The organism is Bifidobacterium choerinum, assembly GCF_002761235.1.
In the GTDB taxonomy this organism is placed as follows: Bacteria; Actinomycetota; Actinomycetes; order Actinomycetales; family Bifidobacteriaceae; genus Bifidobacterium; species Bifidobacterium choerinum.
The window spans coordinates 1,445,554-1,470,606 of sequence record NZ_CP018044.1 but is presented as its reverse complement, the minus strand read 5'-3'; the positions used below and the strand labels follow the sequence as shown (position 1 = coordinate 1,470,606).

The 25,053-nt window shown below is 67.0% G+C and carries 17 protein-coding genes and 1 pseudogene; 4 read left to right on the top strand and 14 right to left on the bottom strand.

Annotated elements, in window-relative coordinates:
- Positions 1-115: 115 nt before the first annotated feature.
- Both BcFMB_RS05880 and BcFMB_RS05875 read right to left on the bottom strand, forming a co-directional pair.
- Entirely contained in the window at positions 116-1,591 is a 1,476-nt protein-coding gene (locus BcFMB_RS05880) for an MFS transporter (protein ID WP_099721739.1), read from the bottom strand.
- A 104-nt stretch (positions 1,592-1,695) separates the two neighbouring features.
- A complete protein-coding gene (locus BcFMB_RS05875; RefSeq protein WP_024540820.1) occupies positions 1,696-3,135 on the bottom strand; it encodes a replication-associated recombination protein A in 1,440 nt (479 codons plus the stop codon).
- An 88-nt stretch (positions 3,136-3,223) separates the two neighbouring features.
- Between BcFMB_RS05875 and BcFMB_RS05870 the strand changes: the two genes are divergently transcribed.
- Positions 3,224-5,791: a DEAD/DEAH box helicase gene (locus BcFMB_RS05870; protein ID WP_099721270.1), complete on the top strand. Its 2,568-nt coding sequence runs from the start codon at positions 3,224-3,226 to the stop codon at positions 5,789-5,791.
- 51 nt (positions 5,792-5,842) lie between these two features.
- Here the strand turns inward: BcFMB_RS05870 and BcFMB_RS05865 are convergent, their stop codons facing one another.
- From BcFMB_RS05865 to hisS, 8 genes are all read right to left on the bottom strand, one after another.
- Complete coding sequence (locus BcFMB_RS05865; protein WP_024540818.1) at positions 5,843-6,823, bottom strand: PPK2 family polyphosphate kinase; 981 nt, start codon at positions 6,821-6,823, stop codon at positions 5,843-5,845.
- 174 nt (positions 6,824-6,997) lie between these two features.
- Positions 6,998-8,113 (bottom strand): amino acid ABC transporter permease, encoded by a 1,116-nt coding sequence (locus BcFMB_RS05860; RefSeq protein ID WP_024540817.1) that lies wholly within the window; start codon positions 8,111-8,113, stop codon positions 6,998-7,000.
- Positions 8,114-8,116: 3 nt separating this feature from the next.
- A complete protein-coding gene (locus BcFMB_RS05855; RefSeq protein ID WP_024540816.1) occupies positions 8,117-8,794 on the bottom strand; it encodes an amino acid ABC transporter permease in 678 nt (225 codons plus the stop codon).
- Position 8,795: 1 nt separating this feature from the next.
- Complete coding sequence (locus BcFMB_RS05850; RefSeq protein ID WP_024540815.1) at positions 8,796-9,644, bottom strand: glutamate ABC transporter substrate-binding protein; 849 nt, start codon at positions 9,642-9,644, stop codon at positions 8,796-8,798.
- A gap of 93 nt (positions 9,645-9,737) precedes the next feature.
- Positions 9,738-10,517: an amino acid ABC transporter ATP-binding protein gene (locus BcFMB_RS05845; RefSeq protein WP_024540814.1), complete on the bottom strand. Its 780-nt coding sequence runs from the start codon at positions 10,515-10,517 to the stop codon at positions 9,738-9,740.
- Positions 10,518-10,746: 229 nt separating this feature from the next.
- Positions 10,747-11,529: an alpha/beta hydrolase family protein gene (locus tag BcFMB_RS05840; RefSeq protein ID WP_024540813.1), complete on the bottom strand. Its 783-nt coding sequence runs from the start codon at positions 11,527-11,529 to the stop codon at positions 10,747-10,749.
- Positions 11,530-11,752: 223 nt separating this feature from the next.
- Entirely contained in the window at positions 11,753-13,549 is a 1,797-nt protein-coding gene (gene aspS / locus BcFMB_RS05835; RefSeq protein ID WP_024540812.1) for an aspartate--tRNA ligase, read from the bottom strand.
- 114 nt (positions 13,550-13,663) lie between these two features.
- The gene (gene hisS, locus BcFMB_RS05830; RefSeq protein ID WP_024540811.1) at positions 13,664-15,055 is read right to left on the bottom strand and encodes a histidine--tRNA ligase; all 1,392 of its coding nucleotides are present in this window, start codon (positions 15,053-15,055) and stop codon (positions 13,664-13,666) included.
- Between the two features lie 118 nt (positions 15,056-15,173).
- On the opposite strand from hisS, the gene BcFMB_RS05825 reads away from it, so the two are divergent.
- Positions 15,174-16,601, top strand: coding sequence for a DUF349 domain-containing protein (locus BcFMB_RS05825; protein WP_099721269.1), 1,428 nt, complete (start codon positions 15,174-15,176; stop codon positions 16,599-16,601).
- A 413-nt stretch (positions 16,602-17,014) separates the two neighbouring features.
- Here the strand turns inward: BcFMB_RS05825 and BcFMB_RS05820 are convergent, their stop codons facing one another.
- Entirely contained in the window at positions 17,015-17,614 is a 600-nt protein-coding gene (locus BcFMB_RS05820) for a hypothetical protein (RefSeq protein WP_099721268.1), read from the bottom strand.
- Positions 17,615-17,877: 263 nt separating this feature from the next.
- Entirely contained in the window at positions 17,878-20,427 is a 2,550-nt protein-coding gene (locus BcFMB_RS05815; protein WP_024540808.1) for an ATP-dependent Clp protease ATP-binding subunit, read from the bottom strand.
- Between the two features lie 177 nt (positions 20,428-20,604).
- Between BcFMB_RS05815 and BcFMB_RS05810 the strand changes: the two genes are divergently transcribed.
- Positions 20,605-21,582, top strand: coding sequence for a universal stress protein (locus BcFMB_RS05810; RefSeq protein WP_232513761.1), 978 nt, complete (start codon positions 20,605-20,607; stop codon positions 21,580-21,582).
- 100 nt (positions 21,583-21,682) lie between these two features.
- Complete coding sequence (locus tag BcFMB_RS05805) at positions 21,683-22,717, top strand: hypothetical protein (RefSeq protein ID WP_099721266.1); 1,035 nt, start codon at positions 21,683-21,685, stop codon at positions 22,715-22,717.
- Positions 22,718-23,584: 867 nt separating this feature from the next.
- Here the strand turns inward: BcFMB_RS05805 and BcFMB_RS10070 are convergent.
- Together BcFMB_RS10070 and BcFMB_RS05795 are read right to left on the bottom strand one after the other, a co-directional pair.
- A pseudogene (locus tag BcFMB_RS10070) lies at positions 23,585-24,595 on the bottom strand (DUF3027 domain-containing protein); the annotation flags it as partial.
- Positions 24,596-24,598: 3 nt separating this feature from the next.
- A complete protein-coding gene (locus tag BcFMB_RS05795) occupies positions 24,599-24,988 on the bottom strand; it encodes a cold-shock protein (protein ID WP_024540804.1) in 390 nt (129 codons plus the stop codon).
- Between the last annotated feature and the right edge of the window lie 65 nt (positions 24,989-25,053).

Here is a 25,053-nt window from a genome sequence, read left to right as displayed (position 1 = left end):
TTGAATGCGGACCGCGCCCCTTTTCCGTATCCGTTCGCATCCGCATGCACCCCCGAGCCCCGCGAAACGGCATGCGCCGTCCCGGTCGGCCGGACGGCGCATGCGAGGAGGGCGGTCAGCGGGCGGCGCGCCGCGAACGCAGACGGAAGGCGGCGAACAGCAGGCACCACGAGGTCGTGACGATGAGCAGCATGATCGCGAAGGTCCAGCTTCCTCCGACCGTGGTCGCATGCGCGAAGCGCGCCGCGCCCTGCGCGCCGGCGCCCGCCTGCGCGATCGCGAACACCGTCGAGAACAGCGTCGTGCCGGCGGCGCCGCCGAACTGCAGCGACGTGTTGAACACGGCGTTGCCGTCGGGCGAGAATTCGGGCGCGACGTCGCGCAGCGCCGAGGTCAGGATGTTCGAATAGCCGAGCGCGTAGCCGACGCCGAAGACGAAGTACAGCCCGGCGAGCAGCGCGGGCGTCATATGCATCGAGCACACGAGCATGAGCGCGAGCGCCACGATGCACGCCGCGAACGCGCACAGGATCGGGCGGGGTGCACCGTAGCGGTCGTAGAACATGCCGCCGACGGGCGCGAAGAACGCGCCGATGAGCGCACCCGGCAGCACGAGCAGGCCGGCGACGAGCGCCGTCGTGCCGAGTGCGAGCTGCGCGAGGTTCGTGATGACGTAGCCGAAGCCGATGCCGACCATCGGCATGAGCAGATAGGCGGCCAGATGGAACAGGACGACGCGGTCGCGCATCCATCCCAGACGGATCAGCGGCGAGTACGAACGCCGCGACGACCATACGAAGAACACGAGGGCCGCGACGCCGACGACGAACGCGACCGCCGCGACGACGGCCGTGGACATGGCCGGCGAGCCGGACACGGCGTCGCTGATGGCGACGCCGCCCTGGTTGATCGCGAGGATCAGCGAGGCCAGGCCGACGACGACGGCCAGGAACTGCAGCGGGTTGAGCCTCGCCTCCTCGAGCGGACGGCCCTGGCGGATGCAGACCAGCCCGGTCGGCAGCGAGACGAGCAGCACGACCGGAATGACGAAGACGAAGATGCTGCGCCACGGCAGCACGCTCGTCACGGCGCCGCCGACCGTGGGCCCGATTGCCGGCGCGACGGTGATGACGAGGGAGCCGACGCCCATGAGCCTGCCGACCTTCGAACGCGGCGACTGCTGCAGGATGATGTTCATCATCAGCGGCGTCGCGACGCCCGACCCGACGCCCTGGATGACGCGCGCCAGCAGGATGACGGCGAAGTTCGACGTGAAGACCATGATCGCCGAGCCGACGACGGCGAGCGCGACGGCGGCCACGAATGTCGATTTCATCGTGAAGCGGCGGTTGAGGTACGACGACAGCGGCATCGTGACGCCGACCGACAGCAGGTAGATCGTCGTGATCCACTGCACGGTCGCCATGTCGACGCCGAATTCCTCCATCAGCTGCGGGAACAGCACCGTCATGACCGTCTCGGTGAGGATGCCGATGAACGCGAGCGATCCGACCGCGACGATCGAGCCGATGAGCCGGCGCGGGATCCGTTCGTCCCCCGCTTTGGCCGCGCCTGCGGCGGTGCGCTCCATTCCATGTTCGCCGGCGGCGCCGGACCTGCTCTGCTTCACGCTCAAAACGGGCATGCTCCTTCCCATGCCGGCGCGCCGCAGCATGGGGCGGCCGGTATCACCTGTCAATGATCGGACGTGCCATCATGCGCCTGCGGCGCGTCCGGTGCAGGCGCCCGGTGCAGGATCGACCGGATGGCGTCGAGACGGGGCCCGAGCTCATGCTCGTAGCCCCTGTCATTGGGATGATAGTACTCGCGCCCCACCAGTTCGTCCGGCATGTACTGCTGCGCGGCGACGGCGCCCGGGGCGTCGTGCGCGTACTGGTAGCCGCGGTGGTTGCCCCAGCTCTCCATCAGCTTCGTCGGCGCGTTGCGCAGATGCAGCGGCACCTGCCCGATATGGCCGGCGTCGATGTCGGCGAGCGCGGCGTCGATCGCCAGATAGCTCGCGTTGGACTTCGGAGCCGTCGCCACGGCGAGCGCCGCCTCCGACAGGATGATCCGCGCCTCGGGCATGCCGATCATCGCCACCGCCTGCGCGGCGGCGACGGTGACCTGCAGGATCTGCGGCGCGGCCATGCCCACCTCCTCGGCGGCGGCGATCATGATGCGCCGGGCGATGAACCGCGGGTCCTCCCCCGCGCGGATCATCCTGGCCAGATAGTGCAATGTGGCGTCTGGATCCGATCCGCGCATCGATTTGATGAACGCGGAGACGACGTCGTAGTGGTCGTCGCCGTCCTTGTCGTAGCGCACGGTGGTGGCGTCCATGACCTGCGCGACGACCTGCGGCGTGATGACCGGCTTGGACAAGTTCGCGCTGCCGCCAGCGCCTTCGCCAGCGCCGTTGCCTTCGGCGCGCGGCGACTCGTCGAGCGCGCCGGCGGCGGCCTCGAGTATCGTCAGCGATTTCCTCGCGTCGCCGCCGGCCATGCGGATGATGTCGTCGAGCGCCGCCTTCTCGAGCACGACCTTGCCGTCGAGGCCTCGCGGGTCGTCGACGGCGCGCGTGACGACGCGCTTCAGCTCGTCGGGTTCGAGCGATTCGAGCTTGACGACGACCGACCGGCTCAGCAGCGGCTTGATCACCGAGAAGCTCGGGTTCTCGGTCGTGGCCGCGACGAACGTGACGTCGCGGTTCTCGACGCTCGGCAGCAGCGCGTCCTGCTGGGACTTGGAGAAGCGGTGCACCTCGTCGATGAACAGCACCGTCTCCCTGCCTTGAGCCACGAGCCGTTCGTGGGCACGCGCGAGCACGGCGCGCACGTCCTTGACGCCGGACGTGACGGCGGACAGCTCCTCGAAGACGCGTCCCGACTGCTGCGCGACGATGTACGCGAGCGTCGTCTTGCCCACGCCGGGCGGCCCGTACAGGATGATTGAGCTCGGCGCCGTCAGCGAACCGCGCGACTCGGGGTCGGCGAGCCTGCGCAGCGGCGAGCCCGGCGCGAGCGCGCGCCGCTGCCCGACGACGTCGTCGAGCGTCGTCGGGCGCATCCGCACGGCGAGCGGCCGCACGAGGTCATCATCGGCGTCAGTCGCCGAAAACAGGTCTTCCGTCATGGTCTCCAGTCTAACGCCCCTTCGTTCGAACATTTGTTCGACATGCCGTCCCGGCCGCCGCGCCGCGCCTCGCATTAGACTGGACGGTATGACGGACGCAACGAAATACGGTTCCCTCGGCGAGCTCGCGCCGAGCTGGGGCTCCCATATGGAGCCACTGAGCGACGACGAGATCTACGAGCGCTTCTTCACGTGGGTCAATGACATCAAAGGCATCGAGCCGTGGCCGCATCAGGAGGAGGCGGTCATGGACCTGCTCGCCGGCGACCATGTGATCCTCAACACGCCGACCGGCTCGGGAAAGTCGCTCGTGGCGCTCGGCATGCACTTCGCCGCGCTGTGCACCGGCCGGCGCTCCTACTACACGGCGCCGATCAAGGCGCTCGTCTCCGAGAAGTTCTTCGACCTCGTCGACGTGTTCGGCCGCGACAACGTCGGCATGATCACCGGCGACTCCCATATCAACGCCGAGGCGCCGATCATCTGCTGCACGGCGGAGATCCTCGCGAACCAGGCGCTGCGCGAGGGCGCGCACGCGGACATCGGCTGCGTCGCGATGGACGAGTTCCATTTCTACGGCGACCCCGAACGCGGCTGGGCGTGGCAGGTGCCGCTGCTCACATTGCCGCAGACGCAGTTCCTGCTGATGAGCGCCACGCTCGGCAACGTCGACGCGATCGCCGACAAGCTCGAGGCGATGACCGACGCCGACGTCGACATCATCGCGAATGCGCCGCGCCCGGTGCCGCTGTCCTACGAGTACACGCTCAACCCGCTCGAGAAGACCATCGAGCTGGCCATCGGGAAGAACGAGACGCCGATCTACGTCGTGCACTTCTCGCAGGACGCCGCCCTCGACACCGCGCAGTCGCTCGCGAGCGCCGGCGTCTCCAGCAAGGAGCAGCGCAAGGCGATCGCCGAGGCCATCGCCGGCACGAAGTTCACGACGGCCTTCGGCAAGATCCTCAAGCGTCTGCTGGGCAACGGCGTCGGCATCCACCACGCCGGCATGCTTCCGCGCTACCGCCGTCTCGTCGAACAGCTCGCGCAGAGGGGCCTGCTGCCGGTGATCTGCGGCACCGACACGCTCGGCGTCGGCATCAACGTGCCGATCCACTCCGTCGTGCTCACGCAGCTCACGAAGTTCGACGGCACGCATATGCGCCGGCTGCGCGCCCGCGAGTTCCATCAGATCGCCGGCCGTGCGGGCCGCAGCGGCTTCGACACTGAGGGGCTCGTCATCGCCGAGGCACCCGAATACGAGATCGAGAACGCGAAGGCCGTCGCGAAGGCCGGCGACGACCCGAAGAAGCTGCGCAAGATCAAGCGCAAGAAGGCGCCGGAGGGTTTCGTGACCTGGAACGAGCAGACCTTCGACAAGCTGATCGACGCCGCTCCGGAGACCCTCGTCCCCCAGATGAGGATCACGCATGCGATGGTGCTCAACGAGGTCGAGCAGGGCGGCGACGCGCGCCGGCGCATCGAGAGGCTCATCGACGACTCGCAGCAGACGCCCGAGCAGAAGGATCGGCTGCATACGCGCGCCGACGAGATCTTCACGACGCTGTTCGACACCGACGTCATCGAGACCGAGGACCGTCCCGACGGCGGCAAGGACTACTACCTGACGGTGGACGTGCCGCGCGACTTCGCGCTCGACCAGCCGCTGAGCCCATTCCTGCTCGCCGCGCTCGAGCTGCTCGACCCGGACAGCGAGACCTATGCGCTCGACGTGATCTCGATGGTCGAGGCGACGCTCGAGGACCCCAAGCAGGTGCTGCGCGCACAGGAGCGCCAGGCGCGCGACGCCGCGATGGCGGACATGAAGGCGGACGGCGTCGACTACGACGAGCGCATGGAACGCATCCAGGAGATCACCTATCCGAAGCCGCTCGCCGACCTGCTCGACGCCGCCTTCGCCAGATACCGCCGTGACGTGCCGTGGGCGAACGACTACTGGCTGAGCCCGAAGTCGGTCGTGCGCGACATGGTCGAGACGGCCTCCGATTTCACCGGCTACATCGCCCGGTACAACATCGCGCGCTCCGAAGGCACGCTGCTGCGCTACCTGTCCGACGCGTACCGCGTGCTCGCGCGCACGGTGCCGCCGGAGAAGCGCGACGAACGGCTCGACGACATCATCGCATGGCTGCGCGTCGTCGTCCGCTCGATCGATTCGAGCCTCGTGGACGAATGGGAGAACGCGGGCCGTCTCGACGCCGGCGACGCGGCGACACTCGCCGCACCGGCCACGGCGGACGCCGTCGTCGAGGACCGCAGAGGCCTGACCGTGCTCGTGCGCAACGCGCTGTTCCGCCGCGTCCAGCTCATCGACCTCGACGACCCGGAGGCGCTCGGCGCGCTCGACAAGGACTGGCATTACGGCGTGCACGAATGGGAGGACGTGCTCGACGCGTTCTACGACGAACACGAGTACGTCGGCACCGACATGAAGGCGCGCAGCGGCGAGTTCTTCATCATCGACGACCGCGACGAGAAACGCGACCACACATGGACGGTGCGGCAGATCCTCGACGACTCCGACGGCGACCACGACTGGGCGATCACCGGCGTCGTCGATCTGGACGCCACGCAGGAGCAGGGCGAGGTCGTCTTCCGCGACTACAGCGTCCGGAACGTGACCGAATCCGACTGAGCACACGCACGGTCGATGCGTCCGGTGCGCGGCGATCGCCGGCGCCCCCGGTCACGAGTCCGCGTTGAGCCTGCGGATGGCCGCGTCCCGGTCGACGTCGAGCGGCGGCCATGTCATGTTGAAGTTCTTCATCGTCGTGCGCAGCAATTCGGAGACGACGATGCGCGAATACCAGCGCTTGTCGGCGGGCACGAGATACCACGGCGCGTACGAGGTGCTCGTGCGTTCGAACACGTCCTGCCAGGCGATCATGTATTCGTCCCAGCGGTCGCGCGCGTCGAGGTCGCTCGGATCGAACTTCCAGTATTTGCGCGGGTCGTCGAGACGGTCGAGGAAGTGCTTGCGCTGCGCCTCCTTGCTGGAGACGAGGAAGATCTTGATGATCGCGCAGCCGCCGGCGACGAGGTCGCGTTCGAAGGCGTTGATCTCGTCGTAGCGTTCCTGCCACACCTCCTGCGGCACGGTCCCGTAGATGTGCGGCATGACGATGTCCTCGTACTGCGAACGGTCGAAGATCGAGATCCAGCCGTTCGCCGGCAGCTCCTTGCGGATGCGCCACAGATAGTCGTGGCGCCGCTCCTCCGGCGTGGGCGCGCCGAAGCCGTGGTAGTGGATGCCCATCGGGTCGACCTGGCTGAACACATGCCGGACGATGCCGCCCTTGCCGGAGGCGTCCATGCCCTGCAGCACGATGAGCAGCCGATGATGGTCGCCGCGTATGCCGTTGGCGTACATGAGCCGTTGGTAGCGCGCGATCTCGGTCGCGCTCAGCGCGATGAAGCGCTCGCCGTCGTCCTGGTCGCCGTCGAATCCGGGCGTCGAACCGGCGTCGATGCCGGTGAGCTCCGTGTTCGCCGAGAACCGAAGCCGCTGCGCCGGCGGCAGCGTCCACACCGAGCTGAGCATGTCGCTGGACTTGGCCGCGCGCGCGAGACGCTCGGTGATCGTGTCCGCGTCCTCGACGTCCTGGGCCTGTGAGGCGATCTGCTTCATCGTCTTCTTGATGTTCTTCGACTGCTTGTCTTTCGCCATACCCCCAAGTCTAATGCCTGCATCCTCCGCCCTCGCCTTCTCTTGCTCCTGCCGGCAGCACGACGACCACCCATAACGACGAAGGCGGCCACGGGGCGGATTCGGGGATCCGTCCCCGATCCGACCCGTGGCCGCCTAGCGGATGTGCACCGACCTTACGGGCGTGCGCCGCGCCTACGAGCGTCCGTCGTCCGATTTCGGCCGGCCGCCGCGACCCGGATGGGGGCGGTGGTGGTGCTGATGGCCTTCCTTGGAGACCTGGCTCTGCGGCTGCGTCTCGTCGTAGCCCTGCGTGTAGCGCGTGCGGCGCCAATTGTGGATCGACGCGTTCGTGCCGCGGTGATGCACATGGTAGAGGCGCTGCGAGCCACCCAGCGGACGTTCCTCACGCGCGACGGCGATCTGGTTGACGTTCGACGGGTCGAGGATCGCGATCGGCGCGACCGGCTCGGCCTCGGTGGGCGCCATCGTGCGCTGCTGCATGCGCACCGGCAGCCATTCGGCGAGCCTCGACAGCAGCCAGCACAGGATGAAGTAGATGACGCCGGCCACGACGAGCGTCTGCAGGATGTTGAAGTACATCGACCCCAGTCGGCGCGACTCCTGCAGCAGGTCGGTGTACATGATGATCGAGCCGAGCGCCGTGTCCTTGAGCACGACGACGAGCTGCGTGACCGCCGCCGGCATCATCGCGTAGATCGCCTGCGGCACCTCGACGCTCAGCAGCGACTGCGTGCGCGTCAGTCCGAGCGCGACGGCCGCCTCATGCTGCCCGTTGGGCAGGTTGCCGACGCCGGAGCGCACGAGCTCGGCGACGACCGAGCCGTTGTACAGCACGAGCGAGATGACGACCGACCAGTACGCGGGGCTCGGCATGTCCATGAACGCGAACCAACGCCAGAAGAAGATCATCATGATCAGCACCGGCACGGCGCGGCAGAACTCGATGACGACGCCGCACACGCCGCGCACGAGCGCGTTCGGGATGAGTCGTCCCACGCCGAACAGCAGGCCGAAGGCGACGGCGCCAATCACGGCGAGGAACGTCGCGCGCAGCGTCGCCCACAGGCCGGGAAGATAGAAGTCGGCCCATGCCTCGCCGTCGAGCGCCGGCTTCCACAGCTCCCAGCTGAGCTGGTTCTCGCCGTCCGGCGGATTGTGCAGCCGCAGGAGGATGAGGACGGCGATCGCGATGAACACGATCGCGGCGGCCCAGTTGATGATCCTGATCCTCTTCTGCATCCTCGGACCGGGCTGGTCGAACAGCAATGCGCTTTCATTTGCGGCCATGGCTCACCTCCGCACCGCGAGCTTGTTGGACAGGAACGTCGTCAGCAGACCGATCGGGATGATCAGGATGACGTAGCCGAACGCGAAGATCAGGAAGATCTGGATGATGACGTCCGGACGGAACTCGATCATCTCGCTCATCAGCGACGAGGTCTCGGTGGCGACCGAGGCCGCCGCAGCGACCGTCGAGTTCTTGAGCAGCGCGATGAGCGTGTTGCCGAGCGGCGCGACGGAGCCGCGCAACGCCTGCGGCATAATGATGAGCGTCGCCGACTGCATGAAGCTCAACCCCATCGCGCGCGCCGCCTCGGCCTGACCGAGCGGCACCGTGTTGATGCCGCTGCGCAGCGATTCGCAGACGAAGGCCGCCGTGTACAGCGACAGGCCGACGACGGCGAGCCAGAAGAAGTTCGTCTGGAAGTTGTCGGAGAAGCTCAGCTTGAGCTGCGCGAATGCGCCGAGCACCATGAAGACCATGATGATCGTCAGCGGCATGTTCTTGAAGAACTCGACGTAGCCGCCGGCGACGTGCCGCATCGACGAGACCGGCGAGATGCGCATGAGCACGAGGATGATGCCGAGGATCGCCGAGAACAGCGCCGACCAGAACGTCAGTTCGAGGTTGACGAGGAACGCGGCCGGCACGTTGTACTGCTGGAACAGCGAAATGAATCCTTCCATGTCACTCTCCCTCGTCCGGTTTCGGCGGGTTGTACTTCGGGTTCGGCCTGTAGCCGGTGCCTTCGGTCGCGTTCTCGATCGCGCGTTCCCATTCGCCGGTCTTCTCCATCTCCTCGATGGCGGCGTTGATCTTCGTCGCGAACTCCTTGGAGCCGGCGTCCTTCTTGATGCCGACGCCGTAGTACTCCTCGGTGAACGGCTTGCCGACGACCTTGAGCTTGCCGCGCGACGCCGACGCGAGGCCCGCGAGGATGATGTCGTCGGTCGTCACGGCGTCGACGATGCCGGAGAGCAGCGCCGTCGCGCATTCCGCATACCCCGGCTGCTCCATGAGCTGCACCTCCTTGGCGAACCGGTCCTTGACGACCTTCGCCGACGTCGAGCCGGTGACCGAGCACAGCCGCTTGCCGTTGAGGTCCTGCGGCCCCTTGATCGAGTCGTCGTTCGCGCGGACCATGAGGTCCTGTCCGGCCACGAAGTACGGGCCGGCGAAGTCGACGGCCTTCTTGCGTTCGTCGGTGATCGAATACGTCGCGAGGATCATGTCGACGTCGCCGTTCTGCAGCATCGCCTCGCGCTGCTTGCTCGGCGCCTCCTTGAACACGATCTGCGAATCCGTGTAGCCGAGCTGGTTCGCGATGTAGCGGGCCACGTCCACGTCGAATCCCTCATAGGTGCCCGACTTCTTGAATCCGAGGCCCGGCTGGTCGAATTTGATGCCGACCTTGATGACATCGCCGTCGTCCGAGCCGCCCGAGCCGCACGCCGCCACCCCCGCGGCGCACGCGAGCGCGCACAGCGCGGCGAGCCCCTTGCGCAGCCATCTGCGCATCGTTGTTCGTTGGGTCATTGTTCCTTCCTTGCTTGCTTGCGTTCCTTGTCCCGACCCCGTTCTTCCCTCCGAGGGCGGCCTGCGTCGCCGTCTCGCGGCGGCGGACGGCCATCAGTGGGTGAGGATCTTCGACAGGAAGTCCTTCGCGCGCTCGGTCTGCGGATGTTCGAAGAACTCGTCCGGCGTGCCGCGTTCGAGGATCTGCCCGTCGGCCATGAAGATGATGCGGTCGGCGGCCTTGCGCGCGAAGCCCATCTCATGGGTGACGCACAGCATCGTCATGCCTTCGTGGGCGAGTTCGACCATGACGTCGAGCACCTCGTTGACCATCTCCGGGTCGAGCGCCGACGTCGGCTCGTCGAACAGCATGACCTTCGGATGCATCGCGAGCGCGCGCGCGATCGCGACGCGCTGCTGCTGGCCGCCGGAGAGCTGCGACGGCATCTTGTTCGCCTGCGAAGCGACGCCGACGCGCGCAAGCAGGTCCATCGCCTCGCGTTCGGCCTGCGTCTTGTCCATGTGGCGGACCTTGATCGGCGCGAGCGTCACGTTGTCGAGGATCGTCTTGTTCGCGAAGAGATTGAAGGACTGGAAGACCATGCCGACCTCGGCGCGCAGCTGCGCGAGCGCGCGCCCCTCCTTCGGCAGCGGCTGCCCGTCGATGCGGATGACTCCCGAGTCGATCGTCTCGAGACGGTTGATCGTGCGGCACATCGTCGATTTTCCCGATCCGGAGGGTCCGACGATGACGAGCACCTCGCCCTTCTTGACTTTGAGGTTGATGTCGCGCAGCACGTGCAGATTGCCGAAGTGCTTCTCCACGTGCTCGAGCTCGACGAGGTAGCGGTCGTCGTCCTGCGCGCCCTGTTGTGTTGCTGTAGTTGCTGTCATAGGCGCACAGTGTAGGGTTCGTGTGTTTCGTATGGCAAGTGCGGCGGGATGAATTCGCCGATTCCGAATATTATCTGGTCAGATTATGGAAGGCTGTATCATTATCCGCTCTGCGCGGATGACCGCGCCGCCCGCGTTCGCCGTCCGCCGATCGCACGGCCCGCGCATGGGCGTCCGCACGGTCGATGCGCACGGGCGGCGCGCCGCTACGCCGCGCGCGTTCGTCGCTTCAGACGATGCGCTTGTGCGAGGCGAGGAACTGCACGGCCTCCGCGATGGCGGCGTCGCGGTCCTCGCCGGTGAAGGGATGCCCGAGATTCGTGTACAGGCTCACCGCGCAGTTGGGCATCGCCGCGCCGTACTGCCTGACCGCGCCGTCGCCGATGACGGCGTCGTCCTCGCCCTGGATGGCGAGCGCCGGCCCCTTGAACATCGCCGTCGTCTCGTAGATCGGCAGCGTCTGCGCAATGCGTACGTATTTGCCGGCGACGGTCCTGCCGTTCCTGAGCGTGATCTCGTCGGGGACGTGGTTCGCGTCGAAGGGCACGCCGAGCAACGTGCCGCGCAGCGCGTCGTCCTTGATCGTCGCGGCCGGCGCGAGCATGACGAGGTTGTTGACGACGTCGGAGTACATGCCGGCGGTCATGCCGGCGATGACGCCGCCCTGCGAGTGGCCCATCAGCGAGATCTCGGTCGGCTGGATCCTCGTGCGCACATAGTCGAGCACGGCGATCGCGTCCTCGATCTGGTTGAAGACGTCGGAGTCGGCGAAGTCGCCGTCGCTGCCGCCGCGCCCGTTGAAGTCGAAGCGCACGACGGTGAAGCCCTGGTCGACGAGGCCGTCGGCGATCTGCTGGTAGACGTCGCCCTCCTTCGCGCCCATGTCGCGCATGAAGCCGTGCATGAAGATGACGGCGGGCCCATGCTCCGAGTCCTGTGGCCGTTCCACGAGTCCGCGCAGCGTGAGCCCGTCGCGCCCGACTTCGATGTCCTCGCTTGTCCTGTCCGTCATCTGCTTACCTCCTGCCGCTTGGCGTTGCACTACCGGCCATCGTAGACGCCGGCGCCGCGGCGCGCCCGCCGTCATGCCGAGAGCCAATCCGGACCATGCACCGCCGATGAGGCCATCGCATTCCCGGACGGCGGCACGGCGGCAAAAGGGGAGGGACGGAACCGTACGGTTCCGTCCCTCCCCATGCATCGATCGGATCGATCAGCCGAGTCGATCGGCGGACTCAGTCGTCCTCCTCCGGGTCGTAGTCGACGCCGGTCTCGGCGCGCTGCTCGTCGCTGATCGGCGCGGGCGCGCCGGTGAGCGGGTCGCGGCCGCCGCCGGCCTTCGGGAAGGCGATGACGTCGCGGATCGAGTCGGCGCCGGCGAGCAGCGCGACGGTGCGGTCCCAGCCGAGCGCGATGCCCGCGTGCGGCGGCGCGCCGTACTTGAAGGCCTCGAGCAGGAAGCCGAACTTGTCGTTCGCTTCCTCCGGCGTGATACCGAGCACGTTGAGCACGCGGTCCTGGATGTCGTCGCGGTGGATACGCACCGAACCGCCGCCCATCTCGTTGCCGTTGCACACGATGTCATACGAGTCGCTCATCGCATGCTCCGGATCCTGGTCGAAGGTGTCGATCCAGTCCTTCGACGGCATCGTGAACGGATGGTGCATCGACGTCCACTTCGAATGGCCGACGGCCACGTCGTCGTCATCCGGATCGTCGGTGCGCTTGAACAGCGGGAAGTCGACGACCCACGTGAACGCGAACTCGTCGGGCTTGAGCAGGCCGGCGCGCTCGGCGAGCTCGACGCGCACGGCGCCGAGCAGCAGCTGCGAGGATTCGCGCGGACCCGCGGCGAAGAACACGGCGTCGCCGTCCTCGGCGCCGACGGCCTCCTTGAGTCCCGCGCGCTCCGCCTCGGAGAGGTTCTTCGCGACCGGTCCCTTGAGCTCGCCGTCCTCGGCGAAGACGACGTATGCGAGGCCCTTCGCGCCGCGCTGCTTCGCCCAGTCCTGCCATGCGTCGAACTGGCGGCGCGGCGTCGAGGCGCCGCCCTTGAAGAGCACGGCGCCCACATACGGGGCCTGGAACACGCGGAACGGCGTGTCCTTGAAGTAGTCGGTGAGCTCGACGAGCTCATTGCCGAATCGCAGGTCCGGCTTGTCCGAACCGTACTTGTCCATCGCGTCCTGCCAGGTGATGCGGTCGATCGGCAGCTTGATGTCGTAGCCGTCGGCCTTCCAGATCGCCGCGATGACCTGCTCGGCCATCGCCATGACGTCCTCCTGGTCGACGAAGGCCATCTCCATGTCGAGCTGCGTGAACTCGGGCTGGCGGTCGGCGCGGAAGTCCTCGTCGCGGTAGCAGCGCGCGAACTGGTAGTAGCGTTCGACGCCGGCGACCATGAGCAGCTGCTTGAGCAGCTGCGGCGACTGCGGCAGCGCGTACCACGAACCCGGCACGAGGCGCGCCGGCACGACGAAGTCGCGCGCGCCCTCAGGCGTCGATTTGATCATCGTCGGCGTCTCGACCTCGGTGAAGCCGAGTTTGTCGAGCTCGGTGCGCGCGGCGCGCATCATGTCCGAACGCAGCTTGATGTTGCGCTGCATCGCCGGACGGCGCAGGTCGAGGTAGCGGTACTTGAGGCGCACGTCCTCGCCCGGCAGCTTGTTCTCGGATTCGTTCTCGAGCGCCGTGGACACCTGGAACGGCAGCGCGTCCGACTTCGCGAGCACGTCGATCCTGTCGGCGACGACCTCGACCTTGCCGGTCGCCAGATGGTCGTTCTCGTTGCCCTCCGGGCGCAGGCGCACCGTGCCCTCGACCTCGATGACGTATTCGCTGCGCAGCGGGCGCGCCATCTCCTCGTCGTTGATGACGACCTGCACGAGTCCGCTGTTGTCACGAAGGTCGATGAAGGCGACGCCGCCGTGGTCGCGGCGACGGTCGACCCAACCGGCGAGCGTGACGCGTTCGCCGACGAGATCCTCGGTAACCTCGGTGGCGTGATGGGTGCGATAAGCCGTCTGGCTCATACTTCCTCTATTCTGTATTCTGTTCGTTTTTCGATTGTTGTGGTTCGTTCGTTACGGCGGCGCGCGCCGCCGAGATGCGTCCATGCGACGTCTCGGCGCGCCGACGCAGGCGGCTCAGGCGTTCGTCGTCACCGTTTGCCGGGCATACACAGTATCCGGCTCCCATGACCGCGCATCGGCGTCGTTCTGCTCGCCGCTGACGATGTTCTTCACCTGGTCGGGGCCGTCGTCGGCCGGGTCCTCGTTGGGGAACCACACGTACGGGATGCCGAGCTTGTCGGCATACTTGATCTGCTTGCCGAGCTTGGCCGCGGTCGGCGCGACATCCGCCGCGATGCCGCGCGCGCGCAGCCGGCGGGCGACCTCGTTCGAGTCGCCGCGGTTCTCCTCGTTCCACACGGCGACGAGGACGCACGCCGGCGAGATGCGCGACGCGGTCGCGCCGGCCGAATGCAGCATGTAGGAGACGAGCCTCGACAGGCCGATCGACAGGCCGACGCCCGGGTATTTGCGGCTGCCCTGCGTCGCGAGGTTGTCGTAGCGGCCTCCCGAGCAGATCGAGCCGAGCGAGTCGGCGCCGTCGAGGAAGGTCTCGTAGACGGAGCCGGTGTAGTAGTCGAGCCCGCGGGCGATCTTGAGGTCGGCGATGACCGAGCCGGGGCGGATGCGCGCGGCCTCGTCGACGATCATCGTCAGCGTGTCGAGGCCCTCCTTCGCCATCGCGTAGTCGTCGCCGTCCATGTCGATGTGGTGGATCTCGCACAGGCCGTTGAAACGGTCGATGAGCGCGCCGCCGTCGTCCGCCGTGATCTGCGCGAGCTCGAGGCACGCCTTCGCCTGCTCGGGCGTGGCGCCGCATGCGGACACGAGCAGCGAGGCGACCTCGTCGGCGCCGATCTTGTCGAGCTTGTCGATCTCGCGCAGCACGCCCTCGATGTCCGTCAGGCCCAGGCCCCGGTAGAAGCCTTCGGAGAGCTTGCGGCTGTTCGCGTGGACGGTGGCCTTCGGCAGGCCGAACTCGCGCAGCCGCTCAAGCGCGCCGACCATGACAAGCGGCAGCTCGACCTCGTAGTGCTCGGGCAGCGTGCCGTCGCCGACGACGTCGATGTCGGCCTGGACGAACTCGCGGAAACGGCCCTCCTGCGGGCGCTCGCCGCGCCACACCTTCTGGATCTGCCAACGCTTGAACGGGAACGGCAACTGTCCCGAATGCTCGACGACGTAGCGGCTCAGCGGCACCGTGAGGTCGAAATGCAGGCCGAGGCGCTGCTCGACCGGGGTGTCCGACTCATGGCCGACCTCCTGCAGACGCGACAGCAGGTAGATCTCCTTGCTCGTCTCGCCCTTCTTGAGCAGGCTCGAGCCCTGCTCGATCGCGCGGGTCTCGATGCCGATGAACCCGTTGAGCTCGAATACTTCACGGAGCGTGTCGATGACACGCTGCTCCACCACGCGTTCAGAGGGGAGCCACTCTGGGAAACCTGATATAGATGCACCTTTTGCCACGGTTCCACATCATAAGGGATGTCGCGGAAAATGTATCGATACCATTGCCTACACTAAGGGCGTAAGAGTGTGAATACGTTCCCATTCTTACGTGTCCACCAAGCCTAAGGAGCTGACCATGGCCGACAACAACGTCACCGAATCCCAGACCAACGACTCGACGCAGCAGACGGCTGCCCCCGAAGCGACGAAGAGCGCGAAGGCGGCGCCGACGCCGGCGGCCGTCAAGGCCCATGCTCCCTCGCCGGCGGCGTTCGCGAAGAGCGCGGCGCACGCGCCGGCGGCGAAGACCGGCGGCTTCGGCGAATCGGAGATCAAGGACGCGGAGCGCTTCGGCCGCGTCGACGACAACGGCACCGTCTACGTCAAGGACGGCGACGAGGAGCGTGAGGTCGGACAGTTCCCGGACGCCTCGAAGGAGGAGGCGCTCTCGCTGTACGCACGCCGCTACCTCGACCTCAAGGCGAAGCTCGACCTGTTCGCGCAGCGCCTCAAGTCGAACTCGATCAAGCCGCGCGAGATCGACGAGACGGTGAAGGCGCTCGGCGAGGAGCTCGCCAAGCCCGACGTCGTCGGCGACATCCCGGCGCTGCGCGGCCGCTTCGAGGAACTCAGGACGCAGGCGCAGGAGAAGAAGACGTCGATCGCCGCCGCGCGCAAGGAGGCGGTCGCGAAGGCCGTCGCCGAACGCACGAAGATCGTCGAGAAGGCGGAGGAGCTCGCCGCCAGCCTCGGCGACAACACGAACTGGCGTTCCACGGCGGACAAGTTCCGTTCGCTGTTCGACCAGTGGCAGCAGCATCAGCGCACGACGGTGCGCATCGACAAGGCCGACGCGGACGCGCTGTGGAAGCGCTTCTCGTCGGCGCGCACGACCTTCAACCAGTCGCGCCGCAAGTGGGCGCAGGCGCGTGACAACGAGCGCGCGGCAGCCCGCAAGGCCAAGGAGGCGATCATCGCCGAGGCGAACGAGATCAAGGACTCGACGGCCTGGGCGGAGACCTCGCGCCGCTTCAACGACCTGATGGCCCGCTGGAAGCAGGCGGGACGCGCCGGCCGCCAGGAGGACGACGCGCTGTGGGCGCAGTTCCGCGAGGCCGCGGACACGTTCTTCAACGCGCGTCAGGCCGACCGCGACCAGATGGACACCGCCGAGAAGGAGAACCTCGCGAAGAAGGAGGCGCTGCTCGTCAAGGCCGAGGCGCTCGTGCCGGTCAAGGACGAGGCCGAGGCGAAGAAGGCGCGCCAGCAGCTCGCCGAGATCCAGGAGGAATGGGACCAGATCGGTTACGTGCCGCGCGAGGACATGCACCGCATCGAATCCCGCCTCGACGACGTGGACAAGCAGATCAAGGCCGTCGAGGACGCCGCGTGGAAGCGCAGCGACCCGGAGGCCGACGCCCGCAAGTCCAGCTTCGAAGGCCAGCTCAAGGCGCAGCTCGACGAGCTCGACGCGCGCATCGCCAAGACGACCGACCCGAAGGCCAAGGCGAAGCTCGAGGCCGAGAAGGCCACGAAGGAGCAGTGGCTCAACGCGATCATGTGATCGTCCGCATCCGACGCGGAACGCAGAGGGGACGCACCCGAAGGTGCGTCCCCTTCCTTTTGCACTGTCTGCCACTGTCGCGCGGCCCGCTCCCCCACCGCTTACCGGCGGCATCGCCTTACGGGCGGCGTCATCTGATGTCTCGTCGGGTGCATACACCGAATGCATACGAAGAAAGAAGGTGCGGCGGTCAGCCGGATGGGATGCACGTCGCACCTTGAAGAACACTACGACCGATAAGGGAACGCAATCGCAATACATCGATCAATCGTTTACCGGCGCCGCCTGCAGGATGCGCCACCGGTAGGCGATGCCTCCTACAGGCAGTGCCGCCCATAGACGGTGATGCCGGTGGGAATCGCCACCCGTAGCAGTCCTAACGGTAGGAATCGCTGCCGGTAGCGTAAGAGGCGTCACTCGAAGAGGACCATGTTCGGGTCGTCGGTGGCGGTCCCGTACTTGGTGCCGTCGTAGACGAGGAAGGCGCCGGACTGCATGTCCTTGCCGTTCAGATGCTCGATGTTGGCCTCGGAGATCTCGTTGACGATGGCCGCGAGCGCCGGGCCCTCCTGAATGTACTGCGCGGCGTTGATCGAGGCCTCCTGCTCGTCGCGGGGCGCGGCGGCGAACATGTCGTCCGCGTAGGCGCCGAGCGCGGTGCGCAGCGGATCGTCGGCGTCCTTGAACTGCGCGGCGAGCCACGACCTCACCGTCTCATGGGTGATCGTCAGCAGCGGCGTGCGGAAGCTGTCCGTCTTCAGCGACGAACGCAATGCGTCGACGTCCTGCGCGGCCGTGTCCTCGTTGATGAACGACGTCTGTTCGCCGGCGCCGACATGTGCCGCGATCGTCTTCGCGGCCGCGTTGACGAAATCCGACGCGAGCGCGCCGACGCCTTCGGCGTCCGGGAAGTATCCGTCGAAGGCGTCATGCCGATAGGCGTCGTATGCGCGCGTCAGCGCCTCCGCATCGATGGTCCGCGCGTCGATTGTGCCAAGTTCCAAGATAGCCATGATCAGGTCCTTTCCCATGTTCGTATTCATCGACTTCCCGATGACCACTGATGATGGTGGGCGCGCCGCCCGTGATGTCCAGCGATTCTTCCCTTCGGGATAATCACCTTCCGTGCGCCGTCATTCCGGCATCGTTCTGCCGCATTTCCGGACGCGGCGTTTGCATATGGTGAAAGCGCGGCGGAAAAGAAAAAGGGCGTGCACCGCACGAAGCGGTGCACGCCCTTTGCAATGGTGGAGGATGCAATCGGTCAGCCGACGCCCTATTCGGCGCCGACGACCGGCTGCGGCTCCTCGACGACGACGTCCTTGCTCTCGTCGCCCTCGTCGGCCGCCGGCAGCTCGAAGGGTTCGCCCTTGAAGGTGAACTCGCCGAGGATGCCGTCGCCTTCGGCGTCGACAATCACGCGCTCGTTGTCGTTGAGCTCGCCCATCAGGATCTTCTCGGAGATCGTGTCCTCGATGTCGCGCTGGATGACGCGGCGCAGCGGGCGCGCGCCGAGCAGCGGGTCGAAGCCCTTCTGCGCGAGCAGGTCCTTCGCCTTGTCCGTCAGGTCGAGCTCCATGTGGCGCTCGAAGAGGCGGTCGTTGAGCTGCTCGACGTCCAGATCGACGATCTGGCGCACCTGCGGCTCGGTGAGCTGGCGGAAGACGATGATGTCGTCGAGGCGGTTGAGGAACTCGGGGCGGAACTGCTGCTTGAGCTCGTTCGAGACCTGGTCCTTCATCCGCTGGTAGCTCGACTCGGTGTTGTTGCCGGTGTTGAAGCCGGTGTTCGCCGCCTTCGCGATGTCGCGCGTGCCGAGGTTCGTCGTCAGGATGATGATTGTGTTCTTGAAATCGACCTTGCGTCCCTGGCCGTCGGTCAGATGGCCGTCGTCGAGCACCTGCAGCAGCGTGTTGAAGATGTCCGGATGCGCCTTCTCGATCTCGTCGAAGAGCACGACGGAGAACGGCTTGCGGCGCACCTTCTCGGTGAGCTCGCCGCCCTCCTCGTAGCCGACGTATCCCGGGGGCGCGCCGAAGAGGCGCGACGCCGCGTACTTCTCGGAGAACTCCGACATGTCGACGCGGATGAGCGCGTCCTCATCGTCGAACAGGAACTGCGCGAGCGTCTTCGCGAGCTCGGTCTTGCCGACGCCGGTCGGGCCGGCGAAGATGAACGAGCCTGCGGGTCGCTTCGGGTCCTTGAGTCCCACACGCGTGCGGCGGATCGAACGCGACAGTGCGGAGACCGCCTCGTCCTGGCCGATGATGCGCTTGTGGAGCTCCGATTCCATCGACATGAGCTTCTTCGATTCCGCCTGCGTGAGCTTGAACACCGGGATGCCGGTGCTCTGCGAGATGACCTCGGCGATGACGTCCTCGTCGACGACCATGCGGACGTCGGATTCGCCTTCGCGCCAGGCCTTCTCCTTCTCCTTGCGCTCGCTTTCCAGCTTCTCCTGGCTGTCGCGAAGCTCGGCGGCCTTCTCGAACTCCTGATCCTTGATCGCCTGGTCCTTGTCCTTGGCGATCTTCGCGATGCGGTTGTCGAGCTCCTTGAGCTCCGGCGGGGCCGTCAGGCGCTTGATGCGCAGGCGTGCGCCCGCCTCGTCGATCAGGTCGATCGCCTTGTCCGGCAGGTTGCGGTCCTGGATGTAGCGCGCGGAGAGCTCCGCGGCCGACTGCAGCGCGCCGTCGGTGATCGTCACGTGGTGATGGTTCTCATAGCGCGAGCGCAGGCCCTTGAGGATCTCGATCGTCTCGGCGATCGACGGCTCGGCGACCTGGATCGGCTGGAAGCGGCGTTCGAGCGCCGCGTCCTTCTCGATGTACTTGCGGTACTCGTCGGTCGTCGTCGCGCCGATCGTCTGCAGTTCGCCGCGCGCGAGCATCGGCTTGAGCATATCGGACGCGCCGAGCGCGCCGTCCGCGGAGCCCGCGCCGACGATCGTGTGGATCTCGTCGATGAACAGCACGATGTCGCCGCGCGTCTTGATCTCCTTGAGCACCTTCTTGAGGCGCTCCTCGAAGTCGCCGCGGTAGCGCGATCCTGCGACCATCGAACCGAGGTCGAGCGAATACACCTGCTTGTCCTTGAGCGTCTCGGGCACGTCGCCCGCGACGATCTTCTGCGCGAGTCCTTCGACGACGGCGGTCTTGCCGACGCCCGGCTCGCCGATGAGCACCGGGTTGTTCTTCGTGCGCCTCGAGAGCACGACCATGACGCGCTCGATCTCCTTGCTGCGTCCGATGACCGGGTCGAGCTTGCCTTCCTGCGCCTCGGCGGTGAGGTTGCGGCCGAACTGGTCGAGGATGACGGAGCCGCTCTGGCCGCGCTTGTCCTGCACGCCGCCGGCGTTCGCCATGTCGCCCTTGTCCTCGGAACCGTTCGAATTGCCACGGATCATGTCGATCGTCGTGGTGCGCAGTTCCCCAAGGTCCACGTCCATCTTGATGAGGACCTGGGTGCCCACGCCTTCACCCTCGCGGATGAGGCCGAGCAGGATGTGTTCGGTGCCGATGTAGCTGTGCCCCAGCTGCAGTGCCTCACGCAGCGAGAGCTCCAGCACCTGCTTGGCGTGCGGCGTGAAGGGGATGTGGCCGTTCGGCGCCGCATTGCCCTTGCCGATCATCTCCTCGACCTGCTTGCGCGTGTCCTCGAGCGTGACGCCCTTGGCCTCCAGGGCCTTCGCGGCGACGCCCTCTCCCTCACGAATCAGGCCGAGCAGCAGATGCTCGGTGCCGATATAGTTGTGCTGGAGGGCACGAGCCTCTTCCTGCGCGAGCACGATGACGCGCCGCGCACGGTCGGTGAACCGTTCGAACATGCTTGTCCTTCCATGACTTGGTAATTCCACCTCACTCTACAAATTTCTGGTGACGTTTATTTCCGCGACATCCGAGTTTCTCCGCGAGGCGACTACGTTATGCTTGAAGACGGTGAGCGAAGCCGCCTCCGCCGCCATATGGCGGCGGAGGCGGATCTACCAACGAAGGAGCAACGCATGAGCGCAACAATCGATTCTCTCAACCCCACCGGGGACATCGTCGTCGGCGTCGACGGCTCCCCCGAATCGTTCTCGGCGCTGCGCTGGGCGCTGCAGCAGGCGCAGCTGTCCGGACAGCGCGTCAACGCCGTGTACGGATGGTCGTATTCGTGGGACATGGGTCCCGAACCGGCGAACAAGGAGGAGGCGGACGCGCTGCGCAAGCGCATCGCCGACGAGCTGCACGTCTGGGTCGAGGCGGCGTCGAAGGACATGGACCTCGCCGACGAGCAGATCAAGCTGACGTCGTTCCGCGCGGCCGCGAGCACGGCGCTGCTCGAGATCGGCGCGAACGCGCAGCAGATCGTCATCGGCCGCCGTTCGATGAGCCGCGTCGCGCGCTGGCTGCTCGGCTCGCTCTCGTCGTCGCTCGCCGAGGAGGCGAGCGTGCCGGTCACGATCATCCGCAGCGCGCAGGACGAGGACATCGACGTGCAGGACCAGATCGCGAACGCGTTGTCGCCGAACGACCAGAACGTGCATTTCGTGACGCCGCACGTCGAGATCCCGCGCACGGCCCGCCCGATCGTCGTCGGCGTCGACAGTTCGGACACGTCGCGGCGCGCGCTCAGCTTCGCGGCCGGGCTCGCCAAGCTCAACGGCGCGCCGCTGCACGTCATGTTCTTCTGGAGGATCAAGGACCTGGGCACGGTGCCCGGATACGAGACGAGCGTCGCGCCGATGGACGTCGCCCAGAAGTACGCGATGCGCCGCCTCGAGGAGTTCATCGACGGCGCGAAGCTGCCGAAGTCACTCGACGTGACGCCGAACGCGTTCCACATCTCCCCCGGCAAGGGCCTCGTGAGCGCGTCGCGCTACGCGCGCCACGTCGTCGTCGGCTCGCGCGGCCTGAGCGGCCTCGACGCGCATTTCCTCGGCTCCGTCTCCAAGCAGGTGATCAATTCGGCCGAATGCAACGTCACCGTCGTACACTGAGCACACGCGACAGTATGGGTTCACCCTGAGCTCAGCGCCGCGCCGGCGCGGCGGCGGCGACGCATAGACTACATGGATTTGGAAGGCTGATGAGGACACGATGACGAACGACGACGCGCGGGACGACGAGACGAAGGACGACGAGGCGAGGGACGAAGCGTCGGACGACGACGCGACGTCAGCGCATGAGATCGAGGAGTCGATCTCGGCGGACGGCGCTGCGCAGGAGGCGTCGGACGACACGGCCGAGTTCAGCAGGCAGGCGCCGCCGTCCTTCGCGCCGCGCAGCGGCGACGAAGACGACGACGGCGAGGGCCACGAATCGGCGCTCGCGAAGCACGAGGACGACGACGACCATCCCGGCCATGAGGACCACGACGAGCTGCGCCGTTCGACGAAGCGGCGCCGTCGCCTGCCGTGGCTGACGGCCGTCATCGGCGTGCTCGTGCTGTGCGCGGCCTTCGGCTATCTGTACGCGAACGGCAACGTCAACGGCACGCCACGCGCGCAGGCGATGTCCGAATGCCAGACGCAGGCGGCGAGGGCCGGTGAGGCGAAGCGGCTCGCCGACATGGCGATCAGCTCGACGAAGACGTACATCGACGACCCAAAGGCGCAGATCGACGCCGACGACCTGCGCCGGCTCAACGTCCTGATGGACGACGCCGGCAAGGAGCCGGCGATCCCGGCGTGCACGATCACGACGCGCGACAACGACCTCAAGGCGCATGCGAAGACGTCGAAGGACCTGCACGACGTCTACATCACGATCGCGAAGGAGCTGCTCGCGATCACCGGCGGCACGATCGACGGGCTCGACGACGACTCCTCCCCCGACGCGACGACGACACCGGAACCGACGGCGACCGTCACCGAGGAGCCGTCGCCGACGATGAGCACGACGCCCGAACCATCGACGGGCACCGACGTCTCGCCGACGCCGGAACCGACGGCGACGTCCACGTCCTCGCCGAAGCCGAGCGAATCAGCGTCGCCGTCCTCGTCGCCGAGCGCGACGCCGACGCCGTCGGGCAGCGCTGCGCCGTCGTCCGACCCCTCCGGACAGCAGACGGCGCAGCCGGGCGCGCAGTCCGGCACGGCGCGGCATGACGCCGCGGCGTCGTCCGGCCGCTGACGGCGGAACGGATCCGCACACGACGCGGCAACGACACGCGGACGGCAGCGGGGGTGTGTGACGAACGAATCGTCACACACCCCCGCTCTGCGTTCATGGCCGCCGTCAGTGGTCATCTGTCGCGGCGCCGACCATGCGGAAGCCGCGCATCGGTCAGTCGTGCGCCTCCTGATACGGCTCGATGGTCTCCTCCTGCAGCGCATCGGATGAGACGTCGGCGGTCTCGACTTCGACCGGGGCGTGCTCGACCGTTTCTGTTTGCACAGCGCCTTCCGTCTGAGCGTCGTCTTCCGGCGCGGCGACGTCCGGCGTTTCGGCGACGTCCGGTTCGACGGTCGCCTCGACGTCCGTCGCATGCTCGTCGTCCGCCGCGTCCGCCGGCTGCTCGTCGTCCGCCGCGTCCGCCGGCTGCTCGGCATCCGACGACTCCGCCGACGTCCCGGCATCGGCCGCCTTCCGATCGGCTTCGTCGTGCGGCGACCCGGCGTCCGCGCCGGCCTTCGCGCTGAGCGCGTCGTCGAAGTCCTCGCCTTCGTTCTCGGCGTCGGTCGCCAGTTCGGCGACGACCTGCGTCCGTCCGATCGTGTCCGAGGCCGCGGAGTCGGCGAGCACCTGACGCTGCTCGCCGTCGACGATCGCGTCCGCCGCGTCGACGATCTGCTGCGCCGGCGCCTGCGCCGGCTTCCCGGCGTCTGTCTCGCCGGCGATCGCCTCGTCGGCGGCCTTGCGCTGCGCATCGGCGTCGGGCATCGGCACGTCGGCGTCCTGCGCGGCCCGACGCTCCTCATGCGGCACGTCGTCTCCGGCCGGCGCCTCTCCGTCATGGCGCTTGGCTTCGTGGTCGTGCTTCTTCGCGTCGACGACCGTCTCGATCAGCTCGACGTCGCCGCGCTCCTCGCGCGGGCTCTGCGCGACGATGTCGATGTGCACGTCGTCGTAGGCGGGCTTCGTCTGGATCCACAGACGGCTCAGCTCGGGCGGCTCGATCTGCGAATGCTCGCCGCAGCCGTGGTCGAGCGAGACGACGCGGCCGTCGTCGGGGCTCCACCGGTTCGCGCAGACGCCGAACATCTCGGACAGGTCGCCGCGCAGCGGGATGAAGAAGCCGCAGGTCGAGCAGACGTTGCCGTTCGCCGTCTTCGTCGACAGCGACTTCGGGCCGTGCGGGCCGTCGTACCAGCGCTGCGCCGTCTGCGCACGGCCGAACGGCGACATGACGGCGCGACGCGACAGGTCGAACTCCTCGATCGCGTCGTGCAGGTCCTGCTGCGTCGTCGACGATTCCCGATGCGCCTGCTGCGACTGCGCATCCGCCGCATCGGCGCCGGACTGCGCTTCGGGACGGTCCTCGACGGCCTCGGACACGGTCTCGACGCCTTCGATGACGGCCGCGGCATCGTCGAGCCGCGTTTCGGCTTCGGCCTGCGCCGTCCGCTGCGCCTGCCTCTCATGCTCCGCGTCCCGTTCGGAGTCCTCGTCGACGGCGCCATGCGTCTCCTCGACCTGCTCGATCGTCGTCTCGGTGACGCCGGGCTCGAGCCGCTCGTCGCCGGGCTCGGTGCCGATCGAATCGGTCACCGACAGGTCGGACGGTTCGAGGCGGTCCTTCCACGGCACCCATGGCGGCGGCAGCAGCGCCTTGTCGGTCGGGATCAATGACGCCTCGTCGACGGTCCAGCGGTCGGCGTCGACGTCGTGGAACAACGTGACCGACCACTGCCAGCCCTCGTAGCCGACCATCGTCGCCACGAAACGGAAATCGGTCACGCCGTCCGCGCTCGTCTCGCTCGTCACGAAGGCGCCGACGTGGTCGGCGTCCTCCGCCGTGTCGATCGCGACGGCGCGTGCGAGCGCCTCCGGGTCAAATTCTTCTGCCATCGTTCATTCCTGTACGTCGAAGTTGTCCGCGACGGCGCGCAGCAGCTGGGCGAGCTTGTGGCTGTCCGCCTGCGACGGGTAGCGGTGCCGGCGCAGCTGGTTGCCGGCGTTGTCGAGCAGCTTGATGAGGTCCTCGACGATCGCGGCCATGTCGTCCGGCTTCGGCCGCGTCGCCTTGACGAGTGACGGCGCCGTCTTGATCGGCGTCACGCTCATCGCGACCGGTCCGCGGTTGCCGTCGACGACCGAATACTCGACGCGGGCGCCCTTGCGCAGTTCGCTCACTCCCGCAGGCAGCGAGGTCTGCGGAAGGAACACGTCCGGACCCTCATCGCCGGCGATGAATCCAAATCCCTTCTTCGCATCGAACCAACGTACGCGTCCGCTAGGCATGTCCACCTCTCACTGTTCCCAGATTGTCCTGTTGCTGTTTGTCTTGTTGCTGTTGCCGTCTCGAC

Excerpts from the sequence above, each read along its gene's own strand:
- BcFMB_RS05880 (WP_099721739.1), bottom strand. The coding sequence starts at position 1,591 with ATGGAGCGCACCGCCGCAGGCGCGGCCAAAGCGGGGGACGAACGGATC.
- BcFMB_RS05875 (WP_024540820.1), bottom strand. The coding sequence starts at position 3,135 with ATGACGGAAGACCTGTTTTCGGCGACTGACGCCGATGATGACCTCGTG.
- BcFMB_RS05870 (WP_099721270.1), top strand. The coding sequence starts at position 3,224 with ATGACGGACGCAACGAAATACGGTTCCCTCGGCGAGCTCGCGCCGAGC.
- BcFMB_RS05865 (WP_024540818.1), bottom strand. The coding sequence starts at position 6,823 with ATGGCGAAAGACAAGCAGTCGAAGAACATCAAGAAGACGATGAAGCAG.
- BcFMB_RS05860 (WP_024540817.1), bottom strand. The coding sequence starts at position 8,113 with ATGGCCGCAAATGAAAGCGCATTGCTGTTCGACCAGCCCGGTCCGAGG.
- BcFMB_RS05855 (WP_024540816.1), bottom strand. The coding sequence starts at position 8,794 with ATGGAAGGATTCATTTCGCTGTTCCAGCAGTACAACGTGCCGGCCGCG.
- BcFMB_RS05850 (WP_024540815.1), bottom strand. The coding sequence starts at position 9,644 with ATGACCCAACGAACAACGATGCGCAGATGGCTGCGCAAGGGGCTCGCC.
- BcFMB_RS05845 (WP_024540814.1), bottom strand. The coding sequence starts at position 10,517 with ATGACAGCAACTACAGCAACACAACAGGGCGCGCAGGACGACGACCGC.
- BcFMB_RS05840 (WP_024540813.1), bottom strand. The coding sequence starts at position 11,529 with ATGACGGACAGGACAAGCGAGGACATCGAAGTCGGGCGCGACGGGCTC.
- aspS (WP_024540812.1), bottom strand. The coding sequence starts at position 13,549 with ATGAGCCAGACGGCTTATCGCACCCATCACGCCACCGAGGTTACCGAG.
- BcFMB_RS05825 (WP_099721269.1), top strand. The coding sequence starts at position 15,174 with ATGGCCGACAACAACGTCACCGAATCCCAGACCAACGACTCGACGCAG.
- BcFMB_RS05820 (WP_099721268.1), bottom strand. The coding sequence starts at position 17,614 with ATGGCTATCTTGGAACTTGGCACAATCGACGCGCGGACCATCGATGCG.
- BcFMB_RS05815 (WP_024540808.1), bottom strand. The coding sequence starts at position 20,427 with ATGTTCGAACGGTTCACCGACCGTGCGCGGCGCGTCATCGTGCTCGCG.
- BcFMB_RS05810 (WP_232513761.1), top strand. The coding sequence starts at position 20,605 with ATGAGCGCAACAATCGATTCTCTCAACCCCACCGGGGACATCGTCGTC.
- BcFMB_RS05805 (WP_099721266.1), top strand. The coding sequence starts at position 21,683 with ATGACGAACGACGACGCGCGGGACGACGAGACGAAGGACGACGAGGCG.
- BcFMB_RS05795 (WP_024540804.1), bottom strand. The coding sequence starts at position 24,988 with ATGCCTAGCGGACGCGTACGTTGGTTCGATGCGAAGAAGGGATTTGGA.